This is a genomic window from Paenisporosarcina cavernae, assembly GCF_003595195.1.
GTDB lineage: Bacteria > Bacillota > Bacilli > Bacillales_A > Planococcaceae > Paenisporosarcina > Paenisporosarcina cavernae.
Genome location: NZ_CP032418.1, coordinates 720206 through 744550, shown reverse-complemented (window position 1 = coordinate 744550; position 24345 = coordinate 720206). Strand labels below are relative to the sequence as shown.

22 protein-coding genes and 1 other annotated feature are annotated in these 24345 nt (G+C 39.8%); of the genes, 7 read left to right on the top strand and 15 right to left on the bottom strand.

All coding sequences use genetic code 11. The features are described from left to right. The first annotated feature begins 79 nt into the window (after positions 1-79). The 4 genes from D3873_RS03720 (at position 80) to D3873_RS03705 (ending at position 3017) form a co-directional block, all read left to right on the top strand. Positions 80-661, top strand: a complete 582-nt coding sequence (locus D3873_RS03720) for a CYTH domain-containing protein (protein WP_162920133.1) — start codon at positions 80-82, stop codon at positions 659-661. A gap of 4 nt (positions 662-665) precedes the next feature. Further along, entirely contained in the window at positions 666-1313 is a 648-nt protein-coding gene (locus D3873_RS03715) for a lytic transglycosylase domain-containing protein (RefSeq protein ID WP_119882763.1), read from the top strand. A gap of 511 nt (positions 1314-1824) precedes the next feature. Then, on the top strand, positions 1825-2217 hold the full coding sequence (locus D3873_RS03710; RefSeq protein WP_119882762.1) for a globin domain-containing protein: 393 nt from the start codon (positions 1825-1827) through the stop codon (positions 2215-2217). After that, on the top strand, positions 2214-3017 hold the full coding sequence (locus tag D3873_RS03705) for a DsbA family protein (RefSeq protein ID WP_119882761.1): 804 nt from the start codon (positions 2214-2216) through the stop codon (positions 3015-3017). The genes D3873_RS03710 and D3873_RS03705 overlap by 4 nt, the downstream gene beginning before the upstream one ends. 332 nt (positions 3018-3349) lie before the next feature. Here the strand turns inward: D3873_RS03705 and pepF are convergent, their stop codons facing one another. The 10 genes from pepF to D3873_RS03655 all read right to left on the bottom strand — a co-directional run bounded on the left by pepF (position 3350) and on the right by D3873_RS03655 (position 15904). After that, entirely contained in the window at positions 3350-5167 is a 1818-nt protein-coding gene (pepF, locus tag D3873_RS03700; protein WP_119882760.1) for an oligoendopeptidase F, read from the bottom strand. Positions 5168-5224: 57 nt separating this feature from the next. Next, positions 5225-6235, bottom strand: a complete 1011-nt coding sequence (locus D3873_RS03695; RefSeq protein ID WP_238473823.1) for a competence protein CoiA — start codon at positions 6233-6235, stop codon at positions 5225-5227. 221 nt (positions 6236-6456) lie between these two features. Beyond that, positions 6457-7116, bottom strand: coding sequence for an adaptor protein MecA (mecA, locus tag D3873_RS03690; RefSeq protein ID WP_119882758.1), 660 nt, complete (start codon positions 7114-7116; stop codon positions 6457-6459). A 256-nt stretch (positions 7117-7372) separates the two neighbouring features. Further along, positions 7373-7768 (bottom strand): transcriptional regulator SpxA, encoded by a 396-nt coding sequence (gene spxA / locus D3873_RS03685; protein ID WP_162920212.1) that lies wholly within the window; start codon positions 7766-7768, stop codon positions 7373-7375. 619 nt (positions 7769-8387) lie between these two features. Continuing rightward, on the bottom strand, positions 8388-9608 hold the full coding sequence (locus D3873_RS03680; protein ID WP_119882757.1) for a putative glycoside hydrolase: 1221 nt from the start codon (positions 9606-9608) through the stop codon (positions 8388-8390). Between the two features lie 410 nt (positions 9609-10018). Beyond that, positions 10019-10960 (bottom strand): ABC transporter ATP-binding protein, encoded by a 942-nt coding sequence (locus D3873_RS03675; RefSeq protein ID WP_119882756.1) that lies wholly within the window; start codon positions 10958-10960, stop codon positions 10019-10021. Then, the gene (locus tag D3873_RS03670; protein WP_119882755.1) at positions 10960-12015 is read right to left on the bottom strand and encodes an ABC transporter ATP-binding protein; all 1056 of its coding nucleotides are present in this window, start codon (positions 12013-12015) and stop codon (positions 10960-10962) included. Before D3873_RS03670 ends, D3873_RS03675 begins: the two co-directional genes overlap by 1 nt. Before the next feature lie 14 nt (positions 12016-12029). Next, a complete protein-coding gene (gene opp3C, locus D3873_RS03665) occupies positions 12030-13049 on the bottom strand; it encodes an oligopeptide ABC transporter permease (RefSeq protein ID WP_119882754.1) in 1020 nt (339 codons plus the stop codon). Next, the gene (gene opp3b, locus D3873_RS03660; protein ID WP_119882753.1) at positions 13049-13981 is read right to left on the bottom strand and encodes an oligopeptide ABC transporter permease; all 933 of its coding nucleotides are present in this window, start codon (positions 13979-13981) and stop codon (positions 13049-13051) included. Before opp3b ends, opp3C begins: the two co-directional genes overlap by 1 nt. Before the next feature lie 192 nt (positions 13982-14173). Next, entirely contained in the window at positions 14174-15904 is a 1731-nt protein-coding gene (locus D3873_RS03655; protein WP_119882752.1) for a peptide ABC transporter substrate-binding protein, read from the bottom strand. A 243-nt stretch (positions 15905-16147) separates the two neighbouring features. Here D3873_RS03655 and D3873_RS03650 point away from each other — a divergent pair, with 243 nt between their 5' ends. Both D3873_RS03650 and trpS read left to right on the top strand, forming a co-directional pair. Further along, the gene (locus tag D3873_RS03650) at positions 16148-16492 is read left to right on the top strand and encodes a DUF3899 domain-containing protein (RefSeq protein WP_119882751.1); all 345 of its coding nucleotides are present in this window, start codon (positions 16148-16150) and stop codon (positions 16490-16492) included. A 58-nt stretch (positions 16493-16550) separates the two neighbouring features. Continuing rightward, positions 16551-16767 (top strand) — a binding site (T-box leader). Positions 16768-16816: 49 nt separating this feature from the next. Beyond that, positions 16817-17800 carry a tryptophan--tRNA ligase gene (gene trpS, locus D3873_RS03645; protein ID WP_119882750.1) on the top strand — a complete coding sequence of 328 codons (984 nt, stop codon included), beginning with the start codon at positions 16817-16819 and terminating at the stop codon, positions 17798-17800. A 347-nt stretch (positions 17801-18147) separates the two neighbouring features. Here trpS and fabF read toward each other — a convergent pair whose 3' ends face one another. Then, positions 18148-19389: a beta-ketoacyl-ACP synthase II gene (gene fabF, locus D3873_RS03640; RefSeq protein ID WP_119882749.1), complete on the bottom strand. Its 1242-nt coding sequence runs from the start codon at positions 19387-19389 to the stop codon at positions 18148-18150. 29 nt (positions 19390-19418) lie between these two features. Beyond that, positions 19419-20354 carry a beta-ketoacyl-ACP synthase III gene (locus D3873_RS03635; RefSeq protein ID WP_119882748.1) on the bottom strand — a complete coding sequence of 312 codons (936 nt, stop codon included), beginning with the start codon at positions 20352-20354 and terminating at the stop codon, positions 19419-19421. Between the two features lie 189 nt (positions 20355-20543). On the opposite strand from D3873_RS03635, the gene D3873_RS03630 reads away from it, so the two are divergent. After that, entirely contained in the window at positions 20544-20732 is a 189-nt protein-coding gene (locus D3873_RS03630; RefSeq protein WP_119882747.1) for a YjzD family protein, read from the top strand. 273 nt (positions 20733-21005) lie between these two features. Here D3873_RS03630 and D3873_RS03625 read toward each other — a convergent pair whose 3' ends face one another. The 3 genes from D3873_RS03625 to D3873_RS03615 form a co-directional block, all read right to left on the bottom strand. Beyond that, complete coding sequence (locus D3873_RS03625; RefSeq protein WP_119882746.1) at positions 21006-23135, bottom strand: ATP-dependent Clp protease ATP-binding subunit; 2130 nt, start codon at positions 23133-23135, stop codon at positions 21006-21008. A gap of 234 nt (positions 23136-23369) precedes the next feature. Then, positions 23370-23960, bottom strand: coding sequence for an FMN-binding negative transcriptional regulator (locus tag D3873_RS03620; protein ID WP_119882745.1), 591 nt, complete (start codon positions 23958-23960; stop codon positions 23370-23372). 73 nt (positions 23961-24033) lie between these two features. Beyond that, complete coding sequence (locus D3873_RS03615) at positions 24034-24342, bottom strand: metal-sulfur cluster assembly factor (protein WP_119882744.1); 309 nt, start codon at positions 24340-24342, stop codon at positions 24034-24036. Between the last annotated feature and the right edge of the window lie 3 nt (positions 24343-24345).

Below are 24345 nucleotides of genomic sequence, written 5' to 3'. Positions count from 1 at the left end.
CTTACCCTTATTTTAGCACAGCTTTGTAGCAGTTGCAGTTGCAACATTATTTGGGATAATGAAAGAAGAGGTGATGACGATGGGAAACGAAACGGAAATTGAGTTTAAGAATTTATTGACGATCGAAGAATATAAACGAGCGTTAGCATTTATCGGGAAATCAACATCGGATGCTATAAAGCAAGTGAATACGTATTTCGACCATCCAACAGTTCCTTTAAAACAGAAAAAACAAGCGTTTCGATTACGACAAAAAGCGGATCATTGCGAACTCACGTTTAAGGAAGCTATATCTACGACTGTTTCGAACGAAACGAATGTGACGATTTCAGAGAATGAAGCAAGCATCATTTTATCGCAAGGATACGTCAACACACGTGACTATCCCGAATTTCTTCATTTACCAGAACGATTAGATTGTGTCGGTTCGTTGGAAACTCACCGGCTCGAAGTGGAGTTTCACGGAGGACTCCTCGTTTTAGACCATTCGATATATGGTCAAACAGAGGATTTTGAAGTAGAATATGAAACAACGAATGAATTGGAAGGTCAGGTAATTTTTGATTCTTTTTTACAAGACGTAAACATCCCGGCTCGCCCTACCGATAAAAAAATTGCCAGGTTCTATAACGAAATGAAACGAATGGCAGAAAGAACGTGAACTGATGAACTTTTCTTCGATCAAAACCTTAATGGAAATAAATGCGATGCAGACGCTTGGATCTGTCAAAACATTAGCGGATTCAGCAAATGATTCGTCCATGTTTACGGAAATGTTGCAGGAAATGATGAGTGAAATGTCCGCTTCTGCTACACCTAGTTCTTCTGTAAGTCAGTTACTAGGGAGTATCCAGTCAGGTGCATTAAACGAGTTCTCCATTCAAAATGGACTAACGAATTTTGTTGAAAATGCAACTGAGAAAGTGGCCAATGTTCCGTCTGATCTGACATCCATTATTCAAGAAGCGGCGAAGAAATATAACTTACCAGAAAAATTAATAGAATCCGTCATTAAGCAAGAGTCAAATTTTAATGCAAATGCCGAAAGCCACGCTGGTGCATCTGGCTTGATGCAATTAATGCCAGGAACGGCAAAGTTTTTAGGTGTAAAGAATCGTTTTAACCCGTATGAAAACGTGATGGGTGGGTCAAAGTATTTGCGTCAAATGCTCAATCAATTTGACGGAAACGTCGAAACAGCACTTGCTGCATATAATGCTGGGCCAGGAAATGTACGTAAATATAATGGCATTCCACCCTTTAAAGAGACACAGCAATATGTACAAAAAGTGATGGGCTATTTTCAAGGATAATTAGATATAGCTCCTCATGAAAATAAGGACCACTTCATCCAAGTGGTTCTTTTTTATTTTAGAAATATCATACGCATTTTGTTCAAAATATAGATTTTTGACCTTTATCGCACATCCCCTTACCGTATCGCACATGAACCTCCTGAAATAGCACACTATCTAGGTACAAGATAACGACGAACAACACTAATTAACTATTTTTTCCTAATTATTATAGAAATAGAATAGGTTTATACTATTTAACAGAATGCGAACAGCTGTCTGCAACTGGAACGATACTTGAAAGTAAGACTAAGTCATAGACGATGGATCTTGGCGGAAAATGTCCCCAGTGTTCGCTTTACTTGTCGAAAGAATGTAACCCTAGAGGAGCCCGGAGATCTTTCATTGCCAAACAAAACGGGCTTACTGATATTGACATTTTAGCATTTGTCAAGGAAATCGATTGGCTTGAGTTCGTTCAGGAACGTTGATAGAATGGGATTACAGCTAAAAAAGAGGAGTTATCAGCATGACCCGAAAACCTGTTATTCCTTTTGAGGAAATTGGTGAAGAACGCTTGCACCTACTGATTGACACTTTTTATAGCAAGGTTGCGAAGCATCCTTTGTTATCTCCTATTTTTCCAGATGATTTGACGGAGACTGCTCGCAAGCAGAAGCAGTTTATGACGCAGTATTTAGGTGGACCTAATTTGTATTCGGAAGAGCACGGACATCCGATGTTGCGTGCGAGACATAAGCCATTCCCTATTACGCCTAGTCGTGCCCAAGCGTGGCTTGAGTGTATGAGCGAGGCGATGGATGAGGTAGAACTCGATGGAACGTTCCGTGATTTCTTTTATAAGCGACTAGTTTTAACGGCGCATCATATGACCAACCGGCAGGAGGAGGAGACGGAGTGAGTAACGTAGAGATCCCGCCTGAAGAATTTGTTCAATCAACGACGAAGCCTGTGGAATTATATGCTTTTATCGATCCTTTATGTGCGGATTGTTTCGACTTACAGCCTACTCTTCGTAAGCTTCAAGTGAAGTATGATCAGTATTTTACGCTACGTATTGTGGTTAGCACGCGACTTAGTGCGCTCAATACGAAAGTGACGAAGGGCAAGACGGATGATGAAGATAATTATGCTCACCCAGCCCTTCCAGCAGTTGCGATAAAGGCAGCAGAGCTTCAAGGGAAACGTGCAGGGATGCGTTTTTTACAAAAAGTACAAGAGCAGATTTTTTTAAATACGAAAAGTTGCACTAATTTTAATGCTCTGAAGGAAATTGCTGAAACCGTTGAGTTAGATTTACAAGAGTTTGAGTCGGACTTTAAGTCGAATGAAGCATCGCGCGCTTTTCAGTGCGATTTATATATTACGCGTGAAATGGAAGTGACAGAAGTTCCGACGTTGGTGTTTTTTAATGAAAACATTGAGGATGAGGGATTAAAGGTTTCTGGAACGTATGATTTCGACGTGTATAAGCACATTTTGCAAGAAATGGTGAATGAAGAATTAGTGGAAAAAGAACCGCCAACGTTAGATGAGTTGTTTGATCGGTATGAGACGTTATCAACGCACGAAGTAGCTGCTATTTACGGTGTGACGCCGTACATGGCAGAACGGGAATTAAAGAAGCGTACACTACTTCAACAGTTGGAGCGAATTCCTCAGCCAGAAACGACACATTGGCGAATTAAAAAATATGCTTGATAGGGAGTCTTGAAGAGTAAATCTTCAAGGCTTTTTTTGTGGTTTTTCGCAAGAGTTTTTGCAAAAAAAAAAAAGAGCCACATTTTCATGCGACTCTCACAAAGGGGATGGGAGAAATGTTCACGTTCAAACAAAGGGGTATATGTTTGTTGTGATTTATTTCACATGTAAAAGATATCACGAAATAACTTATACTTCAATGGATTTGAACAGGTTTCACAAATTCGTCATATAGAAAGCGTTTTCACGAATTTTACAATTCTAGATAAATTGACACATAATTATATCGAAATAACAAAAGCCCCTTTCATTTTAGAAAGAGGCTTTCGCAATTATTTTAGTAATAAATTTTCAAGTTCTGTTAGTTTTTCCTCGAATACTTTACACGCTTCTTCAATTGGTGAAGAGGATGTCATGTCGACTCCCGCTTTTTTCAATACATTGATCGGCGTATCGGAACAACCTGCTTTTAAGAATTCGTTAATATAACGTTCTACTGCCGGCTCTCCTTCTTCAAGTATTTGATTACTTAAAGCGACTGCAGCGCTGTACCCAGTCGCGTATTGATACACATAGTAGTTGTAGTAGAAATGTGGAATTCGCGCCCACTCTAAGCCAATTTGTTCATCCACTACCATGTTGTCGCCGAAATACTTTTTGTTGAGATTGTAGTATTCTTCGGTTAATTTGTCAGCAGTTAATGCTTCCCCGTTTTGATCTAGTTGATGGATGATGTGTTCAAATTCCGCAAACATTGTTTGGCGGAAAACGGTTCCGCGGAATCCTTCTAGCCAGTAGTTGAGTAGATAAATACGTTGCTGCTCATCATCTAACGTTTTGAGCATATAGTCGTTTAGCAATGCTTCATTACATGTTGAAGCTACTTCTGCCACAAAAATCGAGTAGTCACTATAGACAAATGGTTGGTTCGACTGGGAATAATAGCTGTGTAGAGAGTGGCCAAATTCATGCGCCAATGTGAATAAGTTATTGACGTTATCTTGCCAGTTCATGAGAATATACGGGTTCGTCCCATATGCTCCTGATGAATAAGCCCCAGAACGCTTCCCTTTATTCTCCACAACATCGACCCAACGATTCTCAAGTCCTTTTTTCGCGATGGAAACATATTCTTCCCCTAGTGGCGCGAAGCTTTTTAACATGATTTCTTTCGCTTCATCATAGGGAATTTCCATTTTCGTTTCTTTCACTAGTGGCGTGTAAAGATCCCACATATGAAGTTCATCGAGTCCTAACACTTTTTTGCGAAGGTCCACGTATCGATGCAACAAGTGAAGGTTTTTATTAATCGTCCCAACTAAATTGTCATACACTTTCTCTGGAATGAAATTCTCCGACATTGCAGCATGTCGAGCAGAGTCGTAATGGCGAATTTCTGCATTCACATTGTCACGTTTCACGTTTCCAGACAGCGTTGAGGCAAATGTATTCCGATAGTTGCCGTACGTGTCGTACATCGCTTTAAATGCATCTTCTCTGACGCGAGGATCGGCACTTTCTAAGAAATTCGTATAACGACCGTGTGTGAGCTCTACTTCTTCCCCATTCTCATCTTTAATCGTTGGGAATGTTAAATCAGCATTGTTCAGCATGCCAAACGTTTGGGAAGAAGCGTTTGCAACTAAAGAAAGTTGTGAAAGAATTGCTTCTTGTTCTGCTGGCAATACGTGAGGTCGCATTTCATTGATTTCGCTCAATGCTTGTTTATATAGTGCTAGCCCTTCGTGAGTGTTTACATATTTCTCAATAACAGACTCGTCTAGCGCTAAAATTTCCGGTGTGAAATACGATAAGTTCGTAGATATTTTCACGAGTAATGATTTCACACGACTGTCCATCGCTTGGTAATGACTATTTGTTGTATCTTGGTCATAACGCATGTGTGCATATGTGTACAAGCGGTAAATTCGTTCCATGACATCATCTTTGTACGATAACGCATCATACAATGCTTCAGCGCCACTTGCAAACGTTCCTTTAAATTGTGTCGCTTTCTCCGCTAGCTCACTTACTTCTGTCAATTCTTTTTCCCATGCATCATTTGATGGGAAAATATCTTCTAATTTCCACGTTAATTCTTCTGGTACTTCTGAACGGATTGGTAATTTGTTTTTTGTACTTGTCGTCATGATGATCCCCCTTATTCCGGTTTATCACCGGTTACCTAGACTATTTTCTCAATATTCTCACCTTTTTGCAACTGAAGGGAGGTGTCGAAAAGGGACTACCTTTAGCAAAAATTCTGCATACTGAAAGACCACGTCCACTACTTTGTCTGTCCCAGGTTGCGACATCGTGTGTTGGAAGAATGTTTCAATCGAGATATGGCTGTTATGAGATAGTGCTTCATACAACAAAAGCTGCCACTCAACGGGGTGACGATGGATTATTTCAGCTCCTTCGATTGGTATTCCGATGTAGTTAGGAAGTTCGGTTGGATAAACGCCTAATTGATAACACGCTCGTAAGATAGGATGCTGGATTCCTTGCCGATTTCGTTTCATGAGTTGCTGCAGGTGTATCATTCGTCGCGCTTGCCATTTCGAATGAAGTGTAGCGACTGTTTCTGGTCTACACTGTCCCACTTGTCGAAAAGGAAACGTTTGTAGTCTTAATGGTAGTGTCGAATGGCGCGCAAGAAATTGATTTCCTCCTAGGTAGTGTAACGAACTGTAGTAATGGAATGTTTTTAATTCCACGTCATACACGATGCATGTATTGTCGTGAATGAACGATTGTTGAAAGTCGGAAAGAGAAATACGGACCACTTGATGATCATAGTTAGATAGAACTTTAACCGATTGCGCTAAAATCCAGCAAGTTTCGATCCCGATCGATGCGTAGCCGTTTGTACGCTCGTTGACGTGTTCGATTGGAATCGTACTACGCTGAACTTCGATCGCAATAGATCTACCATTTCGCGTAACGAGAAGGTCAGGTCGTTGTTGTATGGAAGGAAGATAGTGCTCTAACGTAACGGAATATCCTAAGGATTGAAAGAAGGAATAGAATTGCCACTTCCCTTGTAAATGGTGAGGTGATTCGTTTTCGGAGAAGAAAGAAGTACAAGTAGCTGATGGAGTATGAGAAAAATGTGCAATTTTCACGTTTCCCACTTTCAACTTCACGGGCTGAAGACAGGCGGGGCAGTGAAAAATCGTGGTTTTCCGAAGTTCAATTAAGGACGCTTTCGACATTTCTGGGGAAATAGAAAGGAGATGGTCCTCCGCGGTGATGGCTGTAAGAATGATCTCTCACCTCCTCTTTTCATTGTACAAATCTACTCAGAAACTGGCAAACGAGAAAGTGGATATTTACGTTCATTAGTGCAGAGATACGTGAAAATGAAACAAGATGGAATTAGAAGCATAAAAAAACACCGAATGTAAGATACATTCGGTGCAACAACATCTTGTTATTAAAAATAGTTACGAATATGGTCGAAAACTTCATCTGAGATAATTTCTTTCCCATACTCTTCTAAACGATGAATCGTTACGGTAGAATCTGTCGCATATTCTTGTACGACGCTAGCCAAATTTTCAAAAGCTTCAAGTGCTTCATCTTCTTCGTCCATTAACTCTAAATACAAATAATACTTTCCTTCAAAAAAGTGGAAGGAACTCGATACATTCGACGGAATTTCCATTCGTTTTGCTAATGGAATAATGTCGTCAAATTCACGGAAAACAAATGTGTGTTCCATTAAATCGACTTCTAATTCCGCGTACAAATCAGCAATGTCATTATATTTTTGATTGCCACCGGCTTCTGAAATACTTGAATAGTACGAATCACGCTCATCTGGTTCAATAAATCCGTTCTTACCTTCTTTATTCGCGCCAGCACGTGTAACCGTTACCTCGAGTCCTTTTTCAAGTGCATGCACTTGAATCCAAAGCGGACCTTCTACTTCAAATTCGGACTCATCATTAATCTCATCCATCATTTCCCAAAAAAGCTCTTCACTTTTGTCACGATTAAACCATATTTCATCTCGGCTGAAGCCTCTTTTTTCAATGTCGATGTATGAAATGTAAAACTTGACTGTGTTTTCATTTATGCGTTCGATGTCCATTTTACACATCTCCCTTCGATTCTGTTAAAGGGAATCCCCTTTTTTGCAACAGTTCCAGCCGTCAATTTCTAGTGTCTATCTTACTATATGTCTATCATCCTCTATTTGGAAAGGATAAATTTGATAAAAAGAATGTATCTTGAATTGTATGGGAATGCCAGGAAGAAATCAAGCATACGGCTTAGATACAAAAAGACTGACGAACTCCGACTTCTATATAGAAGAAGAATTCATCAGTCTATCATACTTTCGAAGGTTAGTTAACCATACGCTGTGCTTCAAGCAATTGGTAAGCTCGAACTTTTCGAGGTAAGAAACGACGAATCTCATCTTCGTTATACCCAACTTGCAAGCGTTTCTCATCTAAAATAATTGGTCTACGAAGTAAACCAGGATGCTCTTGAATTAACTCGTATAGACGTTGTAAAGGTAAACTTTCCACATCTACGTTAAGTTTTTGGAAAATTTTAGAGCGAGTAGAAATAATCTCATCAGTTCCATCCTCCGTCATGCGAAGAATTTCTTTGATCTCGCTAATGCTAAGTGGTTCGGAGAAAATGTTTCGTTCTGTATACGGGATATCATGTTCTTCTAGCCATGCTTTTGCCTTACGACAAGATGTACAACTAGGTGAAGTAAACAAGGTAACCATCATGCAGCAACACTTCCTTTCCATTCATTCTCGTCTTGTTTAAAATGAACTCTTCTTACATTAGAATTACTTTAAAATAGACTTCTTAATTGAAATTATACACCATTTCTGACCAACTTACTATACTTTATCCGGAAAAATATGTACCCTTAACACATTCGTCACAATTTCGTAATAGAGAGTGGCTTCTTGTGGATAAGCTACTATTTCCATATAAGTAATTTTACTTTACCCTGTAAGCGATAAAAATAAACACCGAAAGAAAAATAAATTATTTATTCTCAGTTATAAAATATAAATGAGAATAATATATTTTCATTCTTACCTATAATACGTTTCGAAGGCAAAAAAAGTTTCATTTTTTTCGTCATTTTTGAAAGTTTTTAATGCATAAAATATAAACTCCAACTTAAGATTTTGTTAGAAGCGTAGGATCCTTATTTTCCTTCCTACACCTTTAGAATAAATACAAAAAATTCCCCTTTACTTTCATTAGCTAACCAACTCACACAACTTTTTAGTATATGTTATGAGTTTCCCCTCTTATGCAGGATATAACCCACTTGAGGACTTTTTTTGCGAAAAAAGAGTCATCCATTTACATGGATGACTCTTACTATTACTTACCAGGTGTATAATCCACACCTGCGCTATATCGGTTTCCTGCATTCCAAAGCAAGAATTCATTGATGCCTGCTTCTGACAATGCTTGGATTTGTTGTTGAACTTGTTTCGCACCGTACACTTGATAGTTTCCAGCACCTAAATAGGAAGCGGTGAAATCCTGCAACCACGGACGGGAGATTGGTGCTTTGTCACCCAGTTCAGCTAACTTCACATTCTCTACTTTTGCATACTCTTGCACTAAACGATAAGGCTCAAGATCCGGTTTCTTAATTCCAAAATAAGATGTCCAGTGACTCGGATAAATCATGGAAGAAATTACGTCTACATTAGATGAAATTTTCGAGAAATTTTGTCCGATTCCAGGTGCTTCTGGAAGCGTCGCAGAGTAACCAAATATATCTACTGACACTTTTACGCCATATGGCTTTAATTTCTCTTTAGCATACGCGACAAAGTCTGTAACAGCGTGAACGCGTCGTTGCACAGGATCTGGATCAGATGTTTCATATCCTCCACCCGTATACTTCAACACATCCGCACGGTTTTCAAACCCTTCTGGGAAACGCACGTAATCAAACTGAATTTCTTGGAATCCCATCTTTGCTGCTTCTATGGCAATTTGCACATTATAATCCCATACTTCTTTTGCAAATGGATTTACAAACGCTTCTTCTCGTCCATTTTTCCATACGCTTCCGTTTGGCTCCACGAATGATAGCTCCGGATGTTTCTCCGCTAAACGGGTATCTTTAAACACAACTACACGTGCAATCGGATAAATTTCTTTTTGCTCCAACGTTTCTAACACTTTCCGCGGGTCTTTCATATACAGGTTACCAATCCCAAGATCTTTTATCGGTGAATCCTCTTTCGGTACATAGGTTAAATCGCCAAAATCATCTTTAATATCGATGACCATTGCATTTAACTCTGTTTGATCCATTAATTTTAATAGATCGTTAAAACGTGCTCCTCCTGCAGAATGTCCAGTTACGTAAACACCACGCACTGCATCTGGATATGTAAATTGAAGTCCTGAATCATATGTATAAAGCGACGAACTTGCTACCACTTGTTCATCAATTAATTGGTAATCAAATTGCTTCTCTGTGAATATAATATCTTCTGTTGTCGTTTCTGCTGAAGCTGGTAATGAAGTAAAAACAAGTGCACTAGATAGTGCAAACACACTTAAAGATTTCTGAAATGTCATCGATGCCGTCATCCTTTCTTTGTAATTTAAGTGTAACAAGGAACGTTCATGTTAAAAAGGGCTGAATGTCCTTTTTTGGCAATAAAATACCGAAATTGACAAAACGTGTAGAGGAATTAGGTAGGATATTTTCATCACGAAGGCGCATTTAAAGTAAATGAAGATTATGCGAGTAAGTTACTATATTTATCCTATTTCTATTACTAAACTGCCCCTATGGGCGAAAATCATTCCTCAATGGGCGAAAATTAGTGCTCTATGGGCGAAAATTAGTGCTCTATTGGCGCAGGAAGATGATTTATGGGTGAAAACCTACACTTGAAAAGCGAAAAAAACGGCTCTATTGACGTTAAGTGTCTATAGAGTTCTAACAAATGAAAAACCCCACCATCACTGGCGGGGTTGTAACATTAAACACGTGCAGCAGATGCAAGTTTTAATGATTCATATTCTTTTTCAGAACATAATACAAAGTGTCCTGGTGTGATTTCACGCATTTCTAACTCTTCGTTTTCTGCATAATTATGAACTGCAGGATCATAAGACTTACGAACGCGATTACGCTCATAGTTCGGATCTGGAAGAGGAATTGCAGATAATAACGATTGAGTATACGGATGCATTGGATTGTTGTAAAGATCCTCAGCAGGCGCTAGTTCTACTAATTTACCGAAATACATAACACCAATACGGTCAGAGATGTATTTTACCATGGATAAATCATGGGCGATAAATAAGTACGTTAATCCTTTTTCTTTTTGTAACTCACGAAGTAAGTTAACTACTTGTGCTTGGATTGATACGTCAAGTGCAGAGATCGGTTCATCGGCAATGATGAATTCTGGGTCTACTGCTAACGCACGAGCAATACCAAGACGTTGACGTTGTCCACCTGAGAATTCGTGTGGGTAACGGTTCGCATGTTCTTTGTTCAGTCCAACAGTTTCAAGAAGTTCGAACACACGTTGTTTTCGTTCTGTTTGATTTTTGAACAAACCGTGGATATCTAAGCCTTCTGCAATGATGTCCATAACTTTCATACGAGGGTTAAGCGATGCATAGGGATCTTGGAAAATCATTTGCATTTTACGGTTGAATTTTTTTAAGTCTTTTTTCGATTTCTTTCCGTGAACATTCACGCCATCGAAAATTACTTCTCCATCTGTCGCATCATACAAGCGAATAATAGAACGTCCAGTAGTAGATTTACCACAACCAGACTCTCCAACTAAACCAAGAGTTTCTCCGCGATAGATATCAAAACTAATTCCATCAACAGCACGCACTTCATTCGGTTTCCCTTGATTGAAGTATTGTTTTAAATTTTTGATTTCTAACAATTTTTCAGTCATTAGCGCGTACCTCCTTCGTAGTAACGACTACCTGGGAATTTCTTCATACGCTCGATAATAGAAACTGGTGGCTCTACTTGCGGTGCGTCTGGGTGTAGCAACCAAGTAGAAGCGAAATGAGTATCGCTAATTTGGAAAGTTGGTGGTTCTTGTTCTAAATCGATTGCCAGTGCGTATTCGCTACGTAGAGCGAATGCATCTCCTTTTGGAGGATCGAGTAAATCCGGAGGAGTTCCTGGAATCGCATATAATTTTTCTTCAGCGGTATCAAGTGATGGCATTGAGCTCAATAAGCCCCAAGTATATGGATGTTGCGGATTGTAGAAAATTTCATCTACTGTCCCTACTTCCACAATACGTCCACCATACATAACTGCCACTCGGTCAGCAACGTTTGCTACAACACCAAGATCATGCGTGATAAAGATGATTGATGTATCAATTTTCTTTTGCAAATCTTTCATTAACTCAAGAATTTGAGCTTGAATAGTTACGTCAAGTGCTGTTGTTGGCTCATCCGCAATCAGAATTTGAGGATTACACGCTAGTGCAATCGCGATAACAATACGTTGACGTTGACCACCAGAGAATTGGTGAGGGTATTGTTTAATACGTAATTCTGGCTTTGGCATACCAACCATGCGAAGTAAGTCAATCGCGATTTTTCGCGCTTCGGACTTACTTACTTTTTGATGCTTTAACAATGGCTCTGTAATTTGCTTTCCAATTGTCATTGTTGGGTTTAAAGAAGTCATTGGATCTTGGAAAATCATCGAAATATCTTTTCCGCGAATTTTTTGCATTTCTTTATCCGAAAGCTTTGTTAAATCTCTTCCATTGAATAAAATATGACCATCTTTGAATTCAGAACTAGATTCTGGCAACAAGCGCATAATCGCTTTCGTTGTTACCGATTTACCTGAACCAGACTCACCTACGATCGCGATTGTTTCTCCTTTATATACATCGAAACTTACGCCGCGAATCGCTTGTACTTCCCCCGCAAATGTATGGAAGGAAAGCTTTAGGTCATTCACTTCTAATATCTTTTCCATTTGCTTTCCTCCTATTAGTCTTTCATTTTTGGATCTAGTGCGTCACGTAGACCATCACCAAGTAAGTTAAAGGCAATCATAAGAATAGAAAGTATGATTGATGGGAATAATAAAATATGTGGTTGGAATTGAATTAATCTAAATCCATCATTAATCAAAGTTCCTAGTGAAGCAGCTGGTGGTTGTAACCCTAATCCGATGAAGCTTAAGAATGCTTCAAAGAAAATTGCTCCTGGAATCGTGAACATCGTGTTAATGATGATAATTGCCAAAATGTTTGGCAATAAATGTTTTTGAATAATACGGCTATCACTTGCTCCAAGAGTACGAGCAGCTAATACGAATTCTTGGTTTTTAAATTTCAAGATTTGACCACGAACGATACGGGACATTCCAATCCATCCTGTAATCGAAATCGCGATAATAATCGCCATGATACCTGGATCCATTACAAGGATCATCAAAATAACGACAACTAAGTTTGGAATACCAACTAAAATCTCGACAATACGTTGCATTATGTCATCTGTACGCCCACCATAATAAGCAGAAATACCACCATAAGCAACACCAACTACCATGTCAATAAACGCTGCAACAAATGCAATGAGCAAGGAGATTTGTGTTCCTTCCCAAACACGGGAGAACATATCTCGTCCCAAACCATCTGTACCGAACCAGTAGTTCGTATCAACTTTTTTCATTTCATACATATCTACTTCAGTTCCACCCAATTTTGCGTGGCCATCCCAAAATCCTAATTTTTCAAAGCCAGGAATTTTTGGCGGTAAATTTGCGTGTGTAATTGTTTGAACGTCGGATTCATGCGCACTTAACGTTGGTCCAACGAATGACATGACGAATATTAAAAGTAGTAGCACCATTGAAATAATGGCTGCTTTATTTTTACGAATACGTAACCAAGCATCTTGCCAGAAGCTTAATGCAGGTTTTGAAATACGCTCTGCAGCCGCACTGTCAACTGTGACACGATTAAACGAACCTTGAGGTAAGTTTTCCATGTTTTGAGTCATTAACTGTTACCTCCAGACAAACGAATACGAGGATCAATAATCCCGTATAAAATATCAACGATTAAAATGACAGCAATAAGGAATACAGAGAAGAATAGAGTAGTTCCCATGATAACTGCATAGTCATTTACCATGATCGCTTTAACGAATTGTTCTCCAATTCCAGGAATTGCAAAAATTTGCTCGATAACTAGGGAACCAGTAAGTAAACCGGCTGCTAGCGGACCTAAAACTGTTACTAAAGGAATTAATGCATTACGGAACGCATGTTTAAATGCTACCTCATAACCATTAGCTCCTTTGGATTTCGCTAACGTTATGTAATCAGAGCTTAAAACTTCAATCATTTCTGTACGGATGAAACGTGCTGAAATTGCAAGTGGACCCATCGCTAAAGAAATTGATGGTAATACACTCGACATCCATCCATCTTTCCAAAGTGCAACTGGGAAGAGTTCCCATTGCGCTGCTAACCAATACTGTAAAAAGGACGCAAATACGAATGAAGGAATAGAGATTCCTAGAATGGCGATAAACGTGCTTCCGTAATCAAAAATGGAGTTTTGCTTCAGAGCAGCAATCATTCCAAAAACGATACCTATAAAGACACCAAATACCATCGCTTGTGCCCCTAATATAAATGATGGACCCATACGGTCTAAAATCAGACCTGTAACAGATTTTCCACCAAATTGGAATGATGTACCTAAATCTCCTTGAACTAGATTTAGCATATACACACCGTATTGAACCGGAACTGGTTTATCCAATCCGTATTTCGCCTCTACAACTGCTAGTTGTTCTGGGGATAATTTATTAGCGGCAGAGATAGGGGATCCTGGAAGCGTTTTCATCAAGAAAAATGATGCCGTGGCAATCAGGAAAAGAGTTAAAAACATATAAAGTAATCGTCTAGCAATATACTTCGCCATTAAAAGCACCTCCTATTAAAAATAAAACATTAACTACTATATATAAACAGAAAAACGCTGTTTTTGTCAAAGCCAAAATTGAAAAATACTAATTTTTAGAGTATTCAGTCTCAGTTAAAAAGAGAGTATAGGGTACCAAAGTACACCATATACTCTCTATAATATGAGATTTTGTTAAGCTAAAGCTTTAAATTATTCACCTTTACCAGAGATATAAGCCCATTTGTATGAGTAATCTCCACCGAATGGATGTTTAACAATACCTTTTACGTAAGGTTTTGATAGACCTACACCAGCGCGTTGGTATACAGGAGCGATAGCGTAATCTTCAGCTACCAATAATTTTTCAGCGTCAGCCATTGCTTGCCAACGAGCTTCAGGATCCATTGCTAATTCACCTTTAGCTTTTTCGATTAGACCATCGAACTCTTCAGAAGAATAGCCCATGTTGTTTTGTGGTGAACCAGTTACGAATAAGTCTACGAAAGTCATAGGATCTTGGTAGTCAGGACCCCAACCAGCGAACTGGATATCGTAATCTTGAGCATCATCAAGTTCTAAACGAACGTTGAATGGTACTTCTTTCAATGTAACTGTTAAACCTGGAAGATTTGTTTCCATTTGAGATTTCATGTACTCATCCATTTTTTTAGATAAGTCAGAGTCTCCACCTAATAACTCAAGTGTAACTTCTTCTACGCCTAGCTCAGCTAGACCTTTTTCCCATGCTGCTTTTGCTTCTTCAGCATTGAACTCAGCCATATCTCCGTTTACTTCACGGAAATCTACTGCGTCTGCATCGAATGCAAAGTCAACTGGTACTAGGTAGTTAGCAGGTACAGAACCGTTTGCTAATACTACGTCAGTTAAATCTTGTTTGTTGAATGATTTAGCTACTGCTTCACGGATGTTTACGTTTGCTAAAGCATTTGGTTTACCATTACGTTCTTGGTTGAATTTTAAGTAGAATACAGATGTATCCGGAATTTTAATTAAGTCAGGATCGTTAGCATATTGCATTGCATACTCACCAGAAAGACCAGTACGATCTTTTTCACCAGTAGTATAAAGGTTAACTGCTGTAGAGTTTTCTTTTACTACGTCCCAGTTAATTTGAGTTAACTTAACTGATTCAGCATCCCAGTAAGAGTCGTTCTTTTTGTAAACCCATGATAATCCAGTTCCATCCCACTCAGTAAGTAAGAAAGGACCGTTTGAAATCACAGTGTCAGAGTTAGTTGCATAGTTTTCGCCTTGTTCAGTTACGAACGCCTCATTTTGAGGGTAGAAAGTACCGAAAGACATTAAAGATAAGAAGTAAGGTACTGGACGCTCAAGGTTAACTACTAAAGTAGTATCGTCTTCAGCTTTAACACCTAACTCAGCTTTGTCCATTTCGCCAGCAGCGATTTTTTCAGCGTTTTTAAGTACGCCAGACATCATGTAAGGACCGTAAGGAGATCCAGTTGCTGGGTCGATAGCGCGTTTCCAAGCAAATTCGAAATCTTTTGCTGTAACAGCATCGCCATTTGACCATTTCGCATCCTCACGAATTTTGAAAGTATACGTTAAACCATCTTCAGAGATTTCAGGCTCACCTGCAGCAATTGCTGGGATCGCTACGTTCTCTTGGTTTAAACGGAATAAACCTTCTTGAGTGTTATTTAATACTACGAAACCAACTTGGTCTTCTGCAACAGCAGAGTCAACTGATGGAATCTCAGCACCTTCGATTAAGTTTAAAACTTGTTCTGCGTCAAGCGCTTCTTCGCCATCGCCTTCGCCATTGCCATCATCTGTAGTTACTTCGCCTGGCTCTTTTTCGCCGTCGTTGTTTTGGTCTTCACCATCGCCACAAGCAGCTAAGAACACAGAAAGTACTAACATTAGGCTAAGTAGCCAAAATAACTTGTTCTTCTTCACTAGAAATGACCTCCCTAAATTTTCTGAAAAATTGGTACAAGGTTTATTATACATATTCTGAAAAATCTGTACACCCTTTTTTTGAATTTTTTTTACATTCCTGTAACATGAATATTACAACAACATGACAGAATGCTTGATATTTCGGTGTTTTTCGTTAATTGTGAACATTTCCTTTTTTAAAAGATTTTTTGATTTTTTCAGTTAATTTTATTAACATAAGATGGACTGGTGGTGAACGAATTGACACGCAAGCTTGTATTTTTTGGAATTTTAGAAGTAATAATTGCCATATCTATGTTACTTTACTATAAAAATTTCTCGTTACTTTCTTACATCAATGTTTCATTTGTTGTTGGAGGGATTGTTTTTCTTTTAGGAATTTTTGTTTATGTAGTGGCTGGAGGATTTTTTGATATTTTTACAAAAAGTATTCGAGACGTCTTCACGCGACGACACCAGGAAGAGGATATGCTAAATATGCGTCTTCCATCACAGGTAATCGATTTCTCCGCTGTTCCATTTTTCCAAATTGGTGGTACCATTTTACTGACAATGGTGGTCGCTTTAGTCGTGTATTATTTATAGAAAAATCCTACTTGATTTTCGACTTTCTTCTATATTATAATGTCACCTAACAGCATATCGAAAAGCAATGATAGAGAATAGTACATTTGACCGGTTGTTTAGAGAGTCTGTGGATGGTGCGAACAGATCAATCGACAAATGGAATGGCCTTTTGAGCTTATTTTATGAACAGTACTACTTACTAGTAAAATACGTTTTTTCACGTTACGAAAAACAAGTGGCTTGTTACAAGCAATTTGGGTGGTACCGCGGATTACACATCATTCGTCCCTTTTTCGGGAGAAGATGTGTTTTTTTATTGCCAAAAACAAGGAGGAAATCAACATGAAACGCATTTTTTCAGGTGTCCAACCGACAGGAATTGTCACCCTAGGAAATTATATCGGTGCCTTCCGTCAATTCACGAAGCTTCAAGATGATCACGAGTGCATTTTTTGTGTCGTCGATCAGCATGCGATAACGGTTCCGCAAGACCCAGCAGCTTTACAACAAAGCATCCGTTCACTCGCTGCACTGTACTTAGCAGTTGGTATTGACCCAGATAAAGCAATTTTATTTATCCAATCAGAAGTATCTGCACACGCACAAGCGGGATGGATCATGCAATGTCTTTCATACATTGGGGAATTAGAGCGCATGACACAATTTAAAGACAAATCCTCTGGTAAAGAAGGAGTTTCTGCCTCCCTTCTTACGTATCCACCGTTAATGGCTGCGGATATTTTACTGTATAACACCGATATAGTGCCTGTAGGAGACGACCAAAAACAACATGTCGAATTGACTCGTGATTTAGCGGAACGATTTAACAAACGTTATGGAGACATCTTAACCATCCCAGAGATCAGTCTTCCGAAAAACGGTGCGCGTATTAAAGCATTACAAGATCCGACGAAAAAAATGAGCAAATCGGATCCGAATAAAAAATCGACGATTTCGTTACTTGATACACCAAAAGAAATCGAGAAAAAGATTAAAAGTGCTGTCACGGATTCGGAAGGCGTTGTAGCGTTTGACGAAGTAAATAAACCTGGCGTATCGAATTTGTTAATTATTGAGTCAGCTTTAACGGATGTGTCGATCCCTGACTTAGTAAAAAAATACGAAGGAAATGGGTACGGTGATTTCAAGCAATCCGTTGCTAATGCGATTATTGATCATCTGGCACCGATTCACCAACGATACGAAGAATTACTTCATTCAGAAGAGCTTGATCGCATTCTAGATGAAGGTGCAAAAAAAGCACAAGTCATTGCTAGCGAGACGTTACAAAAAATGGAACGCGCGATGGGACTCGGAAGAAAATAGTAAGATGCAACACGCAAACCGCGACACAAAAGACTTTAAAATCGAGTGTCGTTGTCATGTAGATAAAAACACTTTTAAGAGAATATCCGAGCGCCATAAAGTTTAAATACAAAATAAGATGAGTTGCCGTCATGACTGTTATGAGATAGCTAAGGACAAATAGCAATTTTCTCATCTTACATTCCCCCTCTCTACCTTATGTACGAAAGGGACAACAATATGAATAGGCAGAAGGCATTCCGTTATTGCGGGATGTCTTTTTCATGTGCAATCCCTCGCGATTTTTTAAAAAATAAAACCCTCTCCTCGTTCTGTACATGTACAGCAACAAGAAAAGGGTTTCATCATTATGCGTCTACTTTTTTCAAGACAATGGACGCGTTATGTCCACCGAAGCCAAGTGAATTGCTCATTGCGTAGTCAATCGAAGCTTCTCGAGCTTCATTTGCTACATAATCTAAGTCACATTCTGGATCGGGATTTTCTAAATTGATCGTTGGAGGCATGATGCCTTCTTTTATCGCTAAGGCGGTAAAGATTGCTTCAATACCACCAGCTGCTCCTAACAAATGTCCCGTCATCGATTTTGTCGAACTCATCGCTAGTGTATAGGCATGCTCACCGAAAACAGATTTCACTGCTTGTGTTTCGAATAAATCATTGTACGGTGTACTTGTACCGTGCGCATTAATGTAAGCTACTTGCTCTGGAGAAACGCCTCCATCCGAAAGAGCTTGCGCCATCGCACGTGCAGCTCCTTCCCCTTCCGGTGCTGGAGCTGTAATATGATGTGCATCTCCTGTCGAACCGTAACCCACGATTTCTGCGTAAATTTTTGCACCACGACCTACAGCGTGCTCATATTCCTCCAGCACGACAATACCTGAACCCTCTCCAATAACAAATCCGTCACGGTTCGCATCAAATGGACGTGATGCTTTTTGTGCCTCAGGATTTAACGAAAGTGCTGTATTGGAAATAAACCCTGCAACGGACATGTTCGTTATCGGTGCTTCTGCCCCACCAGAAATCATCACATCGGCATCACCGCGTTGAATGACTTTAAATGCATCTCCGATGGAATTCGTGCCAGAAGCACATGCAGTAACCGAACAGTTATTCATTGCTTTCGCCCCGAAATGAATCGACACTTGGCCAGAAGCCATGTCTGCAATAATCATTGGAACGAAGAAAGGACTAACTCGACGAGCCCCTTTTTCTTGGAATACTTTAAACTGGTTTTCGTACGTTTCCATTCCACCAATACCAGAGCCAATCCAGACACCTGTGCGTAGACCAACTTCTGGCGTGATCTCCAGTCCTGAGTCTTTAACAGCTTCAATTGATGCAGCAAGTGCATAATGCGTAAAGCGATCCATTTTTCTCGCTTCTTTTCGTTCAATATACTCCTCGATATTGAAATCTTTTACTTCGGCTGCAATTTTTGCGGCGAATAAATCGGTATCTAAACGAGTTAACGGACCCACTCCTGATTTACCTGCTTTAATATTAGACCAAGTAGATGGCACGTCATTTCCTAACGGTGTAATAGCGCCAACTCCTGTAATTACTACTCGACGTTTCGTCATATGTTGCGTCTCCTTTCATTGCTTCGTATTTAGTTACCCCAAACCATGCAAATTGCGCCCCACGTAAGACCGCCACCAAAACCGACAAGCACGATTGTGTCGCCGTCTTTTACGCGACCTTCTTCAATATCTTCATACAAAGAGATTGGGATAGAAGCGGCAGAGGTATTCCCGTATCGTTGAATCGTTTTGGACATTTTTTCTACTGGCAAATTCAGCCGTTGTCTAGATGATTCCATGATGCGAATGTTTGCTTGATGTGGAACGAGAAAATCGATTTCCTCTTTTGTCAGTCCAGCTTCCGCAATGACAGCTTCTGCTGACTCGCCCATTTGTCGTACTGCAAATTTAAAGACTTCTCGCCCATTCATGTATAAGTACGGTCCGTCTTGGTATAATTCATTTCCACCAGATCCATCTGCACCTAATTCAAATGATAATATACCTTTTCCTTCCGAAACATTCCCAACGACCGCAGCTCCTGCACCGTCTCCGAAAAGAACGGCAGTATTTCGGTCCTCAAAGTTTGTAATCTTCGTTAGCTTTTCGACTCCAACCACTAGCACATACTTATACGCACCAGATTCCACAAATTGTTTAGCGGTAATAACGCCGTACATAAAGCCGGAACAAGCTGCAGAAATATCCATTGCTGCCGCATTTTTTGCCCCTAAGCGATCTTGAATCATACAGGAGACGGTTGGGAAAGGTTTATCTGGCGTTACGGTCGCCACTAAAATTAACCCAATTTCTTCGGGTTTAACTCCAGCACGTTCCATTGCCTCTTTCGCAGCACTGTACGCCATATCAGATGTATCTATCTCATCACTTGCATAACGACGCTCTTCAATACCAGTTCGAGTTCGGATCCATTCATCCGACGTATCCATTCTATTTTCCAAATCTTTATTCGTCACAATTGTATCGGGTATATAGCGTCCTAGAGAAAGAATTCCAGCTGGCAATCGCATAACCTCATTTCTTTATTATCAAATATTAGTACCTGGTTCTAATTATAATTTTTTGACGACCGAATTTCAAGTCGTCGACACGCTTTCGCCAAAAATACGCGTAAAATTCGTATTAACACTGTTCGACACAAACGCTCTATGATAAGATAATGGAAGTATTGAATCTACGTTGAGGTGAATGAAATGAAATATATTCTAACTTTTGTATGGCTTTTTGCATTAGTCACAATGCTTAATTATGTAGTAAGTTCTGTTGCTGGAGTAGGTTTCGACTTTACTACTGGCGCAATTATTGCCGTTATTTTCTACGTACTATTTATTATCATTCAAGCACTAATCCCGAACGAACCAGTAGCACACGATCATCACTAATAAGAAATCCCCGTCCTGCTCCTAGTGAGAAAGACGGGGTTTTTTTTTTGATTAATAAGGTATTGTAGATGGAGGTAAAGAAATTGACGGCTGCTTTTATAGACGTCTATACTTTTGCGGAACACGTCCAGTCTCCTCTACTTTTGTCACTAGTTTTATGACGTATATGGTATACCCCTTCTCTGTTTCTCCTTTAAAGAACGCATTCGCTCACGAAAATGAACCTTTCCGCAACAAAAAAGAAGACACCGCTTTCGATGTCTTCTTTTTGTTTTATACATTTGTAAACGTAATTTCTCCGTTTTCGTAACCAACCTGTACGTTGGTTCCTGGTGGAAAGTGCCCTGCAAGTACTTCCCTTGCAACGGCTGTTTCTACATGACGTTGAACGAATCGACGAAGTGGTCGAGCTCCATAAGCAGCATCCGTTCCTTCTTCTACAACCCAAGAAATTAAGTCATCAGTAAACGAAAGGCTAATCTCTTGTTCATGTAATCGATTTCCAAGTTCACGCAGGATTTTTTCCGTAATGGCGCGGAAGTGGTTCCCTTTTAACGAATGGAAATAAACAATTTCGTCCATTCGATTTAAAAGTTCTGGTTTGAAGTGTTGGCGAAGTGCAGCCATCACAAGGTCTTCTGCATTTTCCGATTCCTCTAGCAAATATTGCGAACCGATATTGCTCGTTAAAATAATGACCGAGTTCGTAAAATTGACTAAGCGCCCTTGGCTATCCGTAATCCGTCCATCATCCAGGACTTGTAACAAAATGTTCGCGACATCCGGATGCGCCTTTTCGATCTCATCTAGTAAAATAACGGAATATGGATTTCGTCGAACCGCTTCGGTTAATTGGCCGCCTTCTTCATACCCGATATATCCTGGAGGTGCACCGACTAAACGAGACACACTATGCTTTTCCATGTACTCGGACATATCAATTCGAATGAAGTGATCTTCCGAATCGAACAAATTCGCTGCCAGCGCTTTTGCAAGTTCGGTTTTTCCTACTCCTGTTGGTCCTAAGAACAAAAACGAACCAATTGGTTTTTGCGGATCTTTAATTCCTGCACGTGCGCGCCAAACTGCTTCCGACACATATTGAACCGCTTGGTCTTGCCCCACTACTCGCTCTTGTAAAGTTTCATGTAGACGAAGTAATTTTTCCCGCTCGCCTTCCATTAATTTTGTGACAGGAATACCAGTCCAGCGAGCAACGATAGATGCAATTTCTTCTGCCGTCACGTCTTCTCGTAAAATTCGTGTTTCGCCAGTGGCTTCAAGTTCCGCTTCTAATTGGGCTAGTTCCTTTTCCAAGGAAGGAATCGAACCATGACGAAGTTCCGCTGCTTTGTTCAAATCATAGTTACTTTCCGCTTCTTCTAATTCACGGCGCAGAATATCTAACGTTTCGCGCTTTTTCTGAAGCGCTTGAATCGATGCTTTTTCTGTTTGCCACTGACTACGCATATCATCGGTCGTTTTCTTTAACTTTTCGAGTTCGTCTCGAAGAGTTGCTAAACGTTTTTGACTTGCTTCATCTTTTTCTTTCATCAACGCTTGTTCTTCAATTTCTAATTGCATCATGCGTCTTGTTACTTCGTCGAGTTCTTGAGGCATTGAGTCGATTTCTGTCCGAATCATTGCACACGCCTCATCGACTAAGTCAATGGCTTTATCCGGCAAGAACCGTTCTGTTAAATATCGATCGGACAACTGCGCTGCTGCCACGATTGCACGGTCATGAATTCGAACCGCATGGTGGAGCTCAAATCGTTCTTTCAATCCACGTAAGATGGAAACGGTATCTTCGACAGACGGTTCACGCACAAGTACTTGTTGGAAACGTCGTTCGAGTGCCGCATCTTTTTCAATATACATACGGTATTCATCGAGAGTTGTTGCCCCGATTAAATGAAGTTCTCCGCGAGCAAGCATCGGTTTTAACATATTACCAGCGTCCATTGCACCTTCTGTTTTCCCTGCTCCAACAATCGTATGAATTTCATCGATAAATAAAATGATGTTGCCTTCTGCTTCTTTCACTTGTTTTAAGACCGCTTTTAAACGCTCTTCAAATTCTCCGCGATACTTTGCTCCTGCAATTAACGCACTCATATCTAATTCATAAATTTCTTTTTCTTTTAATCCTTCCGGCACATCTTTGCGCACAATGCGCATGGCGAGTCCTTCCACGATTGCCGTTTTCCCTACTCCAGGTTCTCCAATCAGGACAGGATTGTTTTTCGTTTTACGCGATAAAATACGAATGACATGTCGGATTTCTTGATCTCGACCAATTACGGGATCCATTTTTCCAGAACGCGCTGCTTCCACTAAATTTCTTCCATATAGCTCGAGCGGCTTTTGTTCTGGCTGTTGTTGTTGATACTGATTTTGCATACAATCACCTCATAATTAGAATAGGCAGTGAAATGTTTGACCTTATTTGACCTTTAAATAAAGTATACATCGGAATTAGTCGATGGTAAAGAAAAATGCCTGACCTTCTTTGACCATATCAGTTCGCATGTTTCTACCTTTTATTCCCTAAAAATAAACACCATAAAAGTCACATCTAGGTGAATTCATGGTGTTTATTCTATACGTTTTGTTGGTCGTATTCGTTTCATTTCCTTAGCGACTTGATGATTTTTGTTCTGAATCTTCCCGTAGAAGATGCTGTTGAATTGCTTCATAGTCACTTGGATGCCGATTTTGACTTAATTTATATGCAGCTTCTACTTTCGTTACGTCAATGCGAAAACCTTTAATACCCTTTAACTCTCGTTCCAATAATTCTTCCGGAAGTGTATTCCAAACGACTGCAGACTCCCTTCCATGCTCATACTTTTCTAAAAGTGCTGCTAAATCGTTTTTCAGTTCATCAAGCGATAAAAAATGGGCAATACCATAAATATGAACCGCTTCATAATTCCAAGTCGGCACATTCACATGGTCATACCAAGAGCTTGAAACGTACGCATGCGGTCCTTGAAAAATCACAAGAACCTCTTCTTCTTCTGACCAAGCTTTCCATTGTTTATTGCCATAAGCAAAATGACCGGTAAGTGTTAGTTTCCCGTTCTTCTCGGCTACTTGTAATGGGAGGTGCGTTGCAACTGGTCGGCCAGAAGTCGAACTAACGATTGTCGCAAAAGCGTGCTCTTGTAAAAATCGTTTCACTTCTTCCATATCTTCTACTCGAAATTGTTTCGGTATGTACACGCGATATATCCTCCTGAATCTTGATTAAAAAAAATCCCACTAGAAATAATGGATTCTAGTGGGACATTGTTGTTTATCTGACGCCGAGTGCCATTTTCGCATATCGGGACATATTATCTTTTGACCATGCAGGAGTCCACACAATGTTGACTTCTACTTCTTTCACTTCTGGTAACTCATACAACGCTGTTTTCACTTGATCTACAATCATAGGACCCATTGGGCATCCAAGCGACGTTAAGGTCATCGTTACTAATGCGAAGCCATCTTCTGAAAGTTCAACATCATAGACAAGGCCTAGGTTGACAATATCGATGCCAAGCTCAGGGTCAATGACATTTTCCAGAGCTCCCATCATGCTATCGCGCATTTCTTGTTCCATTTT

What these genes read in the sequence shown, in the direction of transcription:
- D3873_RS03630 (WP_119882747.1), top strand. Translation starts at nt 20,544, where the DNA reads ATGAAATATATTCTAACTTTTGTATGGCTTTTTGCATTAGTCACAATG.
- D3873_RS03625 (WP_119882746.1), bottom strand. Translation starts at nt 23,135, where the DNA reads ATGCAAAATCAGTATCAACAACAACAGCCAGAACAAAAGCCGCTCGAG.
- D3873_RS03615 (WP_119882744.1), bottom strand. Translation starts at nt 24,342, where the DNA reads ATGGAACAAGAAATGCGCGATAGCATGATGGGAGCTCTGGAAAATGTC.
- D3873_RS03720 (WP_162920133.1), top strand. Translation starts at nt 80, where the DNA reads ATGGGAAACGAAACGGAAATTGAGTTTAAGAATTTATTGACGATCGAA.
- D3873_RS03675 (WP_119882756.1), bottom strand. Translation starts at nt 10,960, where the DNA reads ATGACTGAAAAATTGTTAGAAATCAAAAATTTAAAACAATACTTCAAT.
- D3873_RS03680 (WP_119882757.1), bottom strand. Translation starts at nt 9,608, where the DNA reads ATGACATTTCAGAAATCTTTAAGTGTGTTTGCACTATCTAGTGCACTT.
- spxA (WP_162920212.1), bottom strand. Translation starts at nt 7,768, where the DNA reads ATGGTTACCTTGTTTACTTCACCTAGTTGTACATCTTGTCGTAAGGCA.
- D3873_RS03695 (WP_238473823.1), bottom strand. Translation starts at nt 6,235, where the DNA reads ATGTCGAAAGCGTCCTTAATTGAACTTCGGAAAACCACGATTTTTCAC.
- trpS (WP_119882750.1), top strand. Translation starts at nt 16,817, where the DNA reads ATGAAACGCATTTTTTCAGGTGTCCAACCGACAGGAATTGTCACCCTA.
- opp3b (WP_119882753.1), bottom strand. Translation starts at nt 13,981, where the DNA reads ATGGCGAAGTATATTGCTAGACGATTACTTTATATGTTTTTAACTCTT.
- opp3C (WP_119882754.1), bottom strand. Translation starts at nt 13,049, where the DNA reads ATGACTCAAAACATGGAAAACTTACCTCAAGGTTCGTTTAATCGTGTC.
- D3873_RS03715 (WP_119882763.1), top strand. Translation starts at nt 666, where the DNA reads ATGAACTTTTCTTCGATCAAAACCTTAATGGAAATAAATGCGATGCAG.
- fabF (WP_119882749.1), bottom strand. Translation starts at nt 19,389, where the DNA reads ATGACGAAACGTCGAGTAGTAATTACAGGAGTTGGCGCTATTACACCG.
- D3873_RS03670 (WP_119882755.1), bottom strand. Translation starts at nt 12,015, where the DNA reads ATGGAAAAGATATTAGAAGTGAATGACCTAAAGCTTTCCTTCCATACA.
- mecA (WP_119882758.1), bottom strand. Translation starts at nt 7,116, where the DNA reads ATGGACATCGAACGCATAAATGAAAACACAGTCAAGTTTTACATTTCA.
- pepF (WP_119882760.1), bottom strand. Translation starts at nt 5,167, where the DNA reads ATGACGACAAGTACAAAAAACAAATTACCAATCCGTTCAGAAGTACCA.
- D3873_RS03710 (WP_119882762.1), top strand. Translation starts at nt 1,825, where the DNA reads ATGACCCGAAAACCTGTTATTCCTTTTGAGGAAATTGGTGAAGAACGC.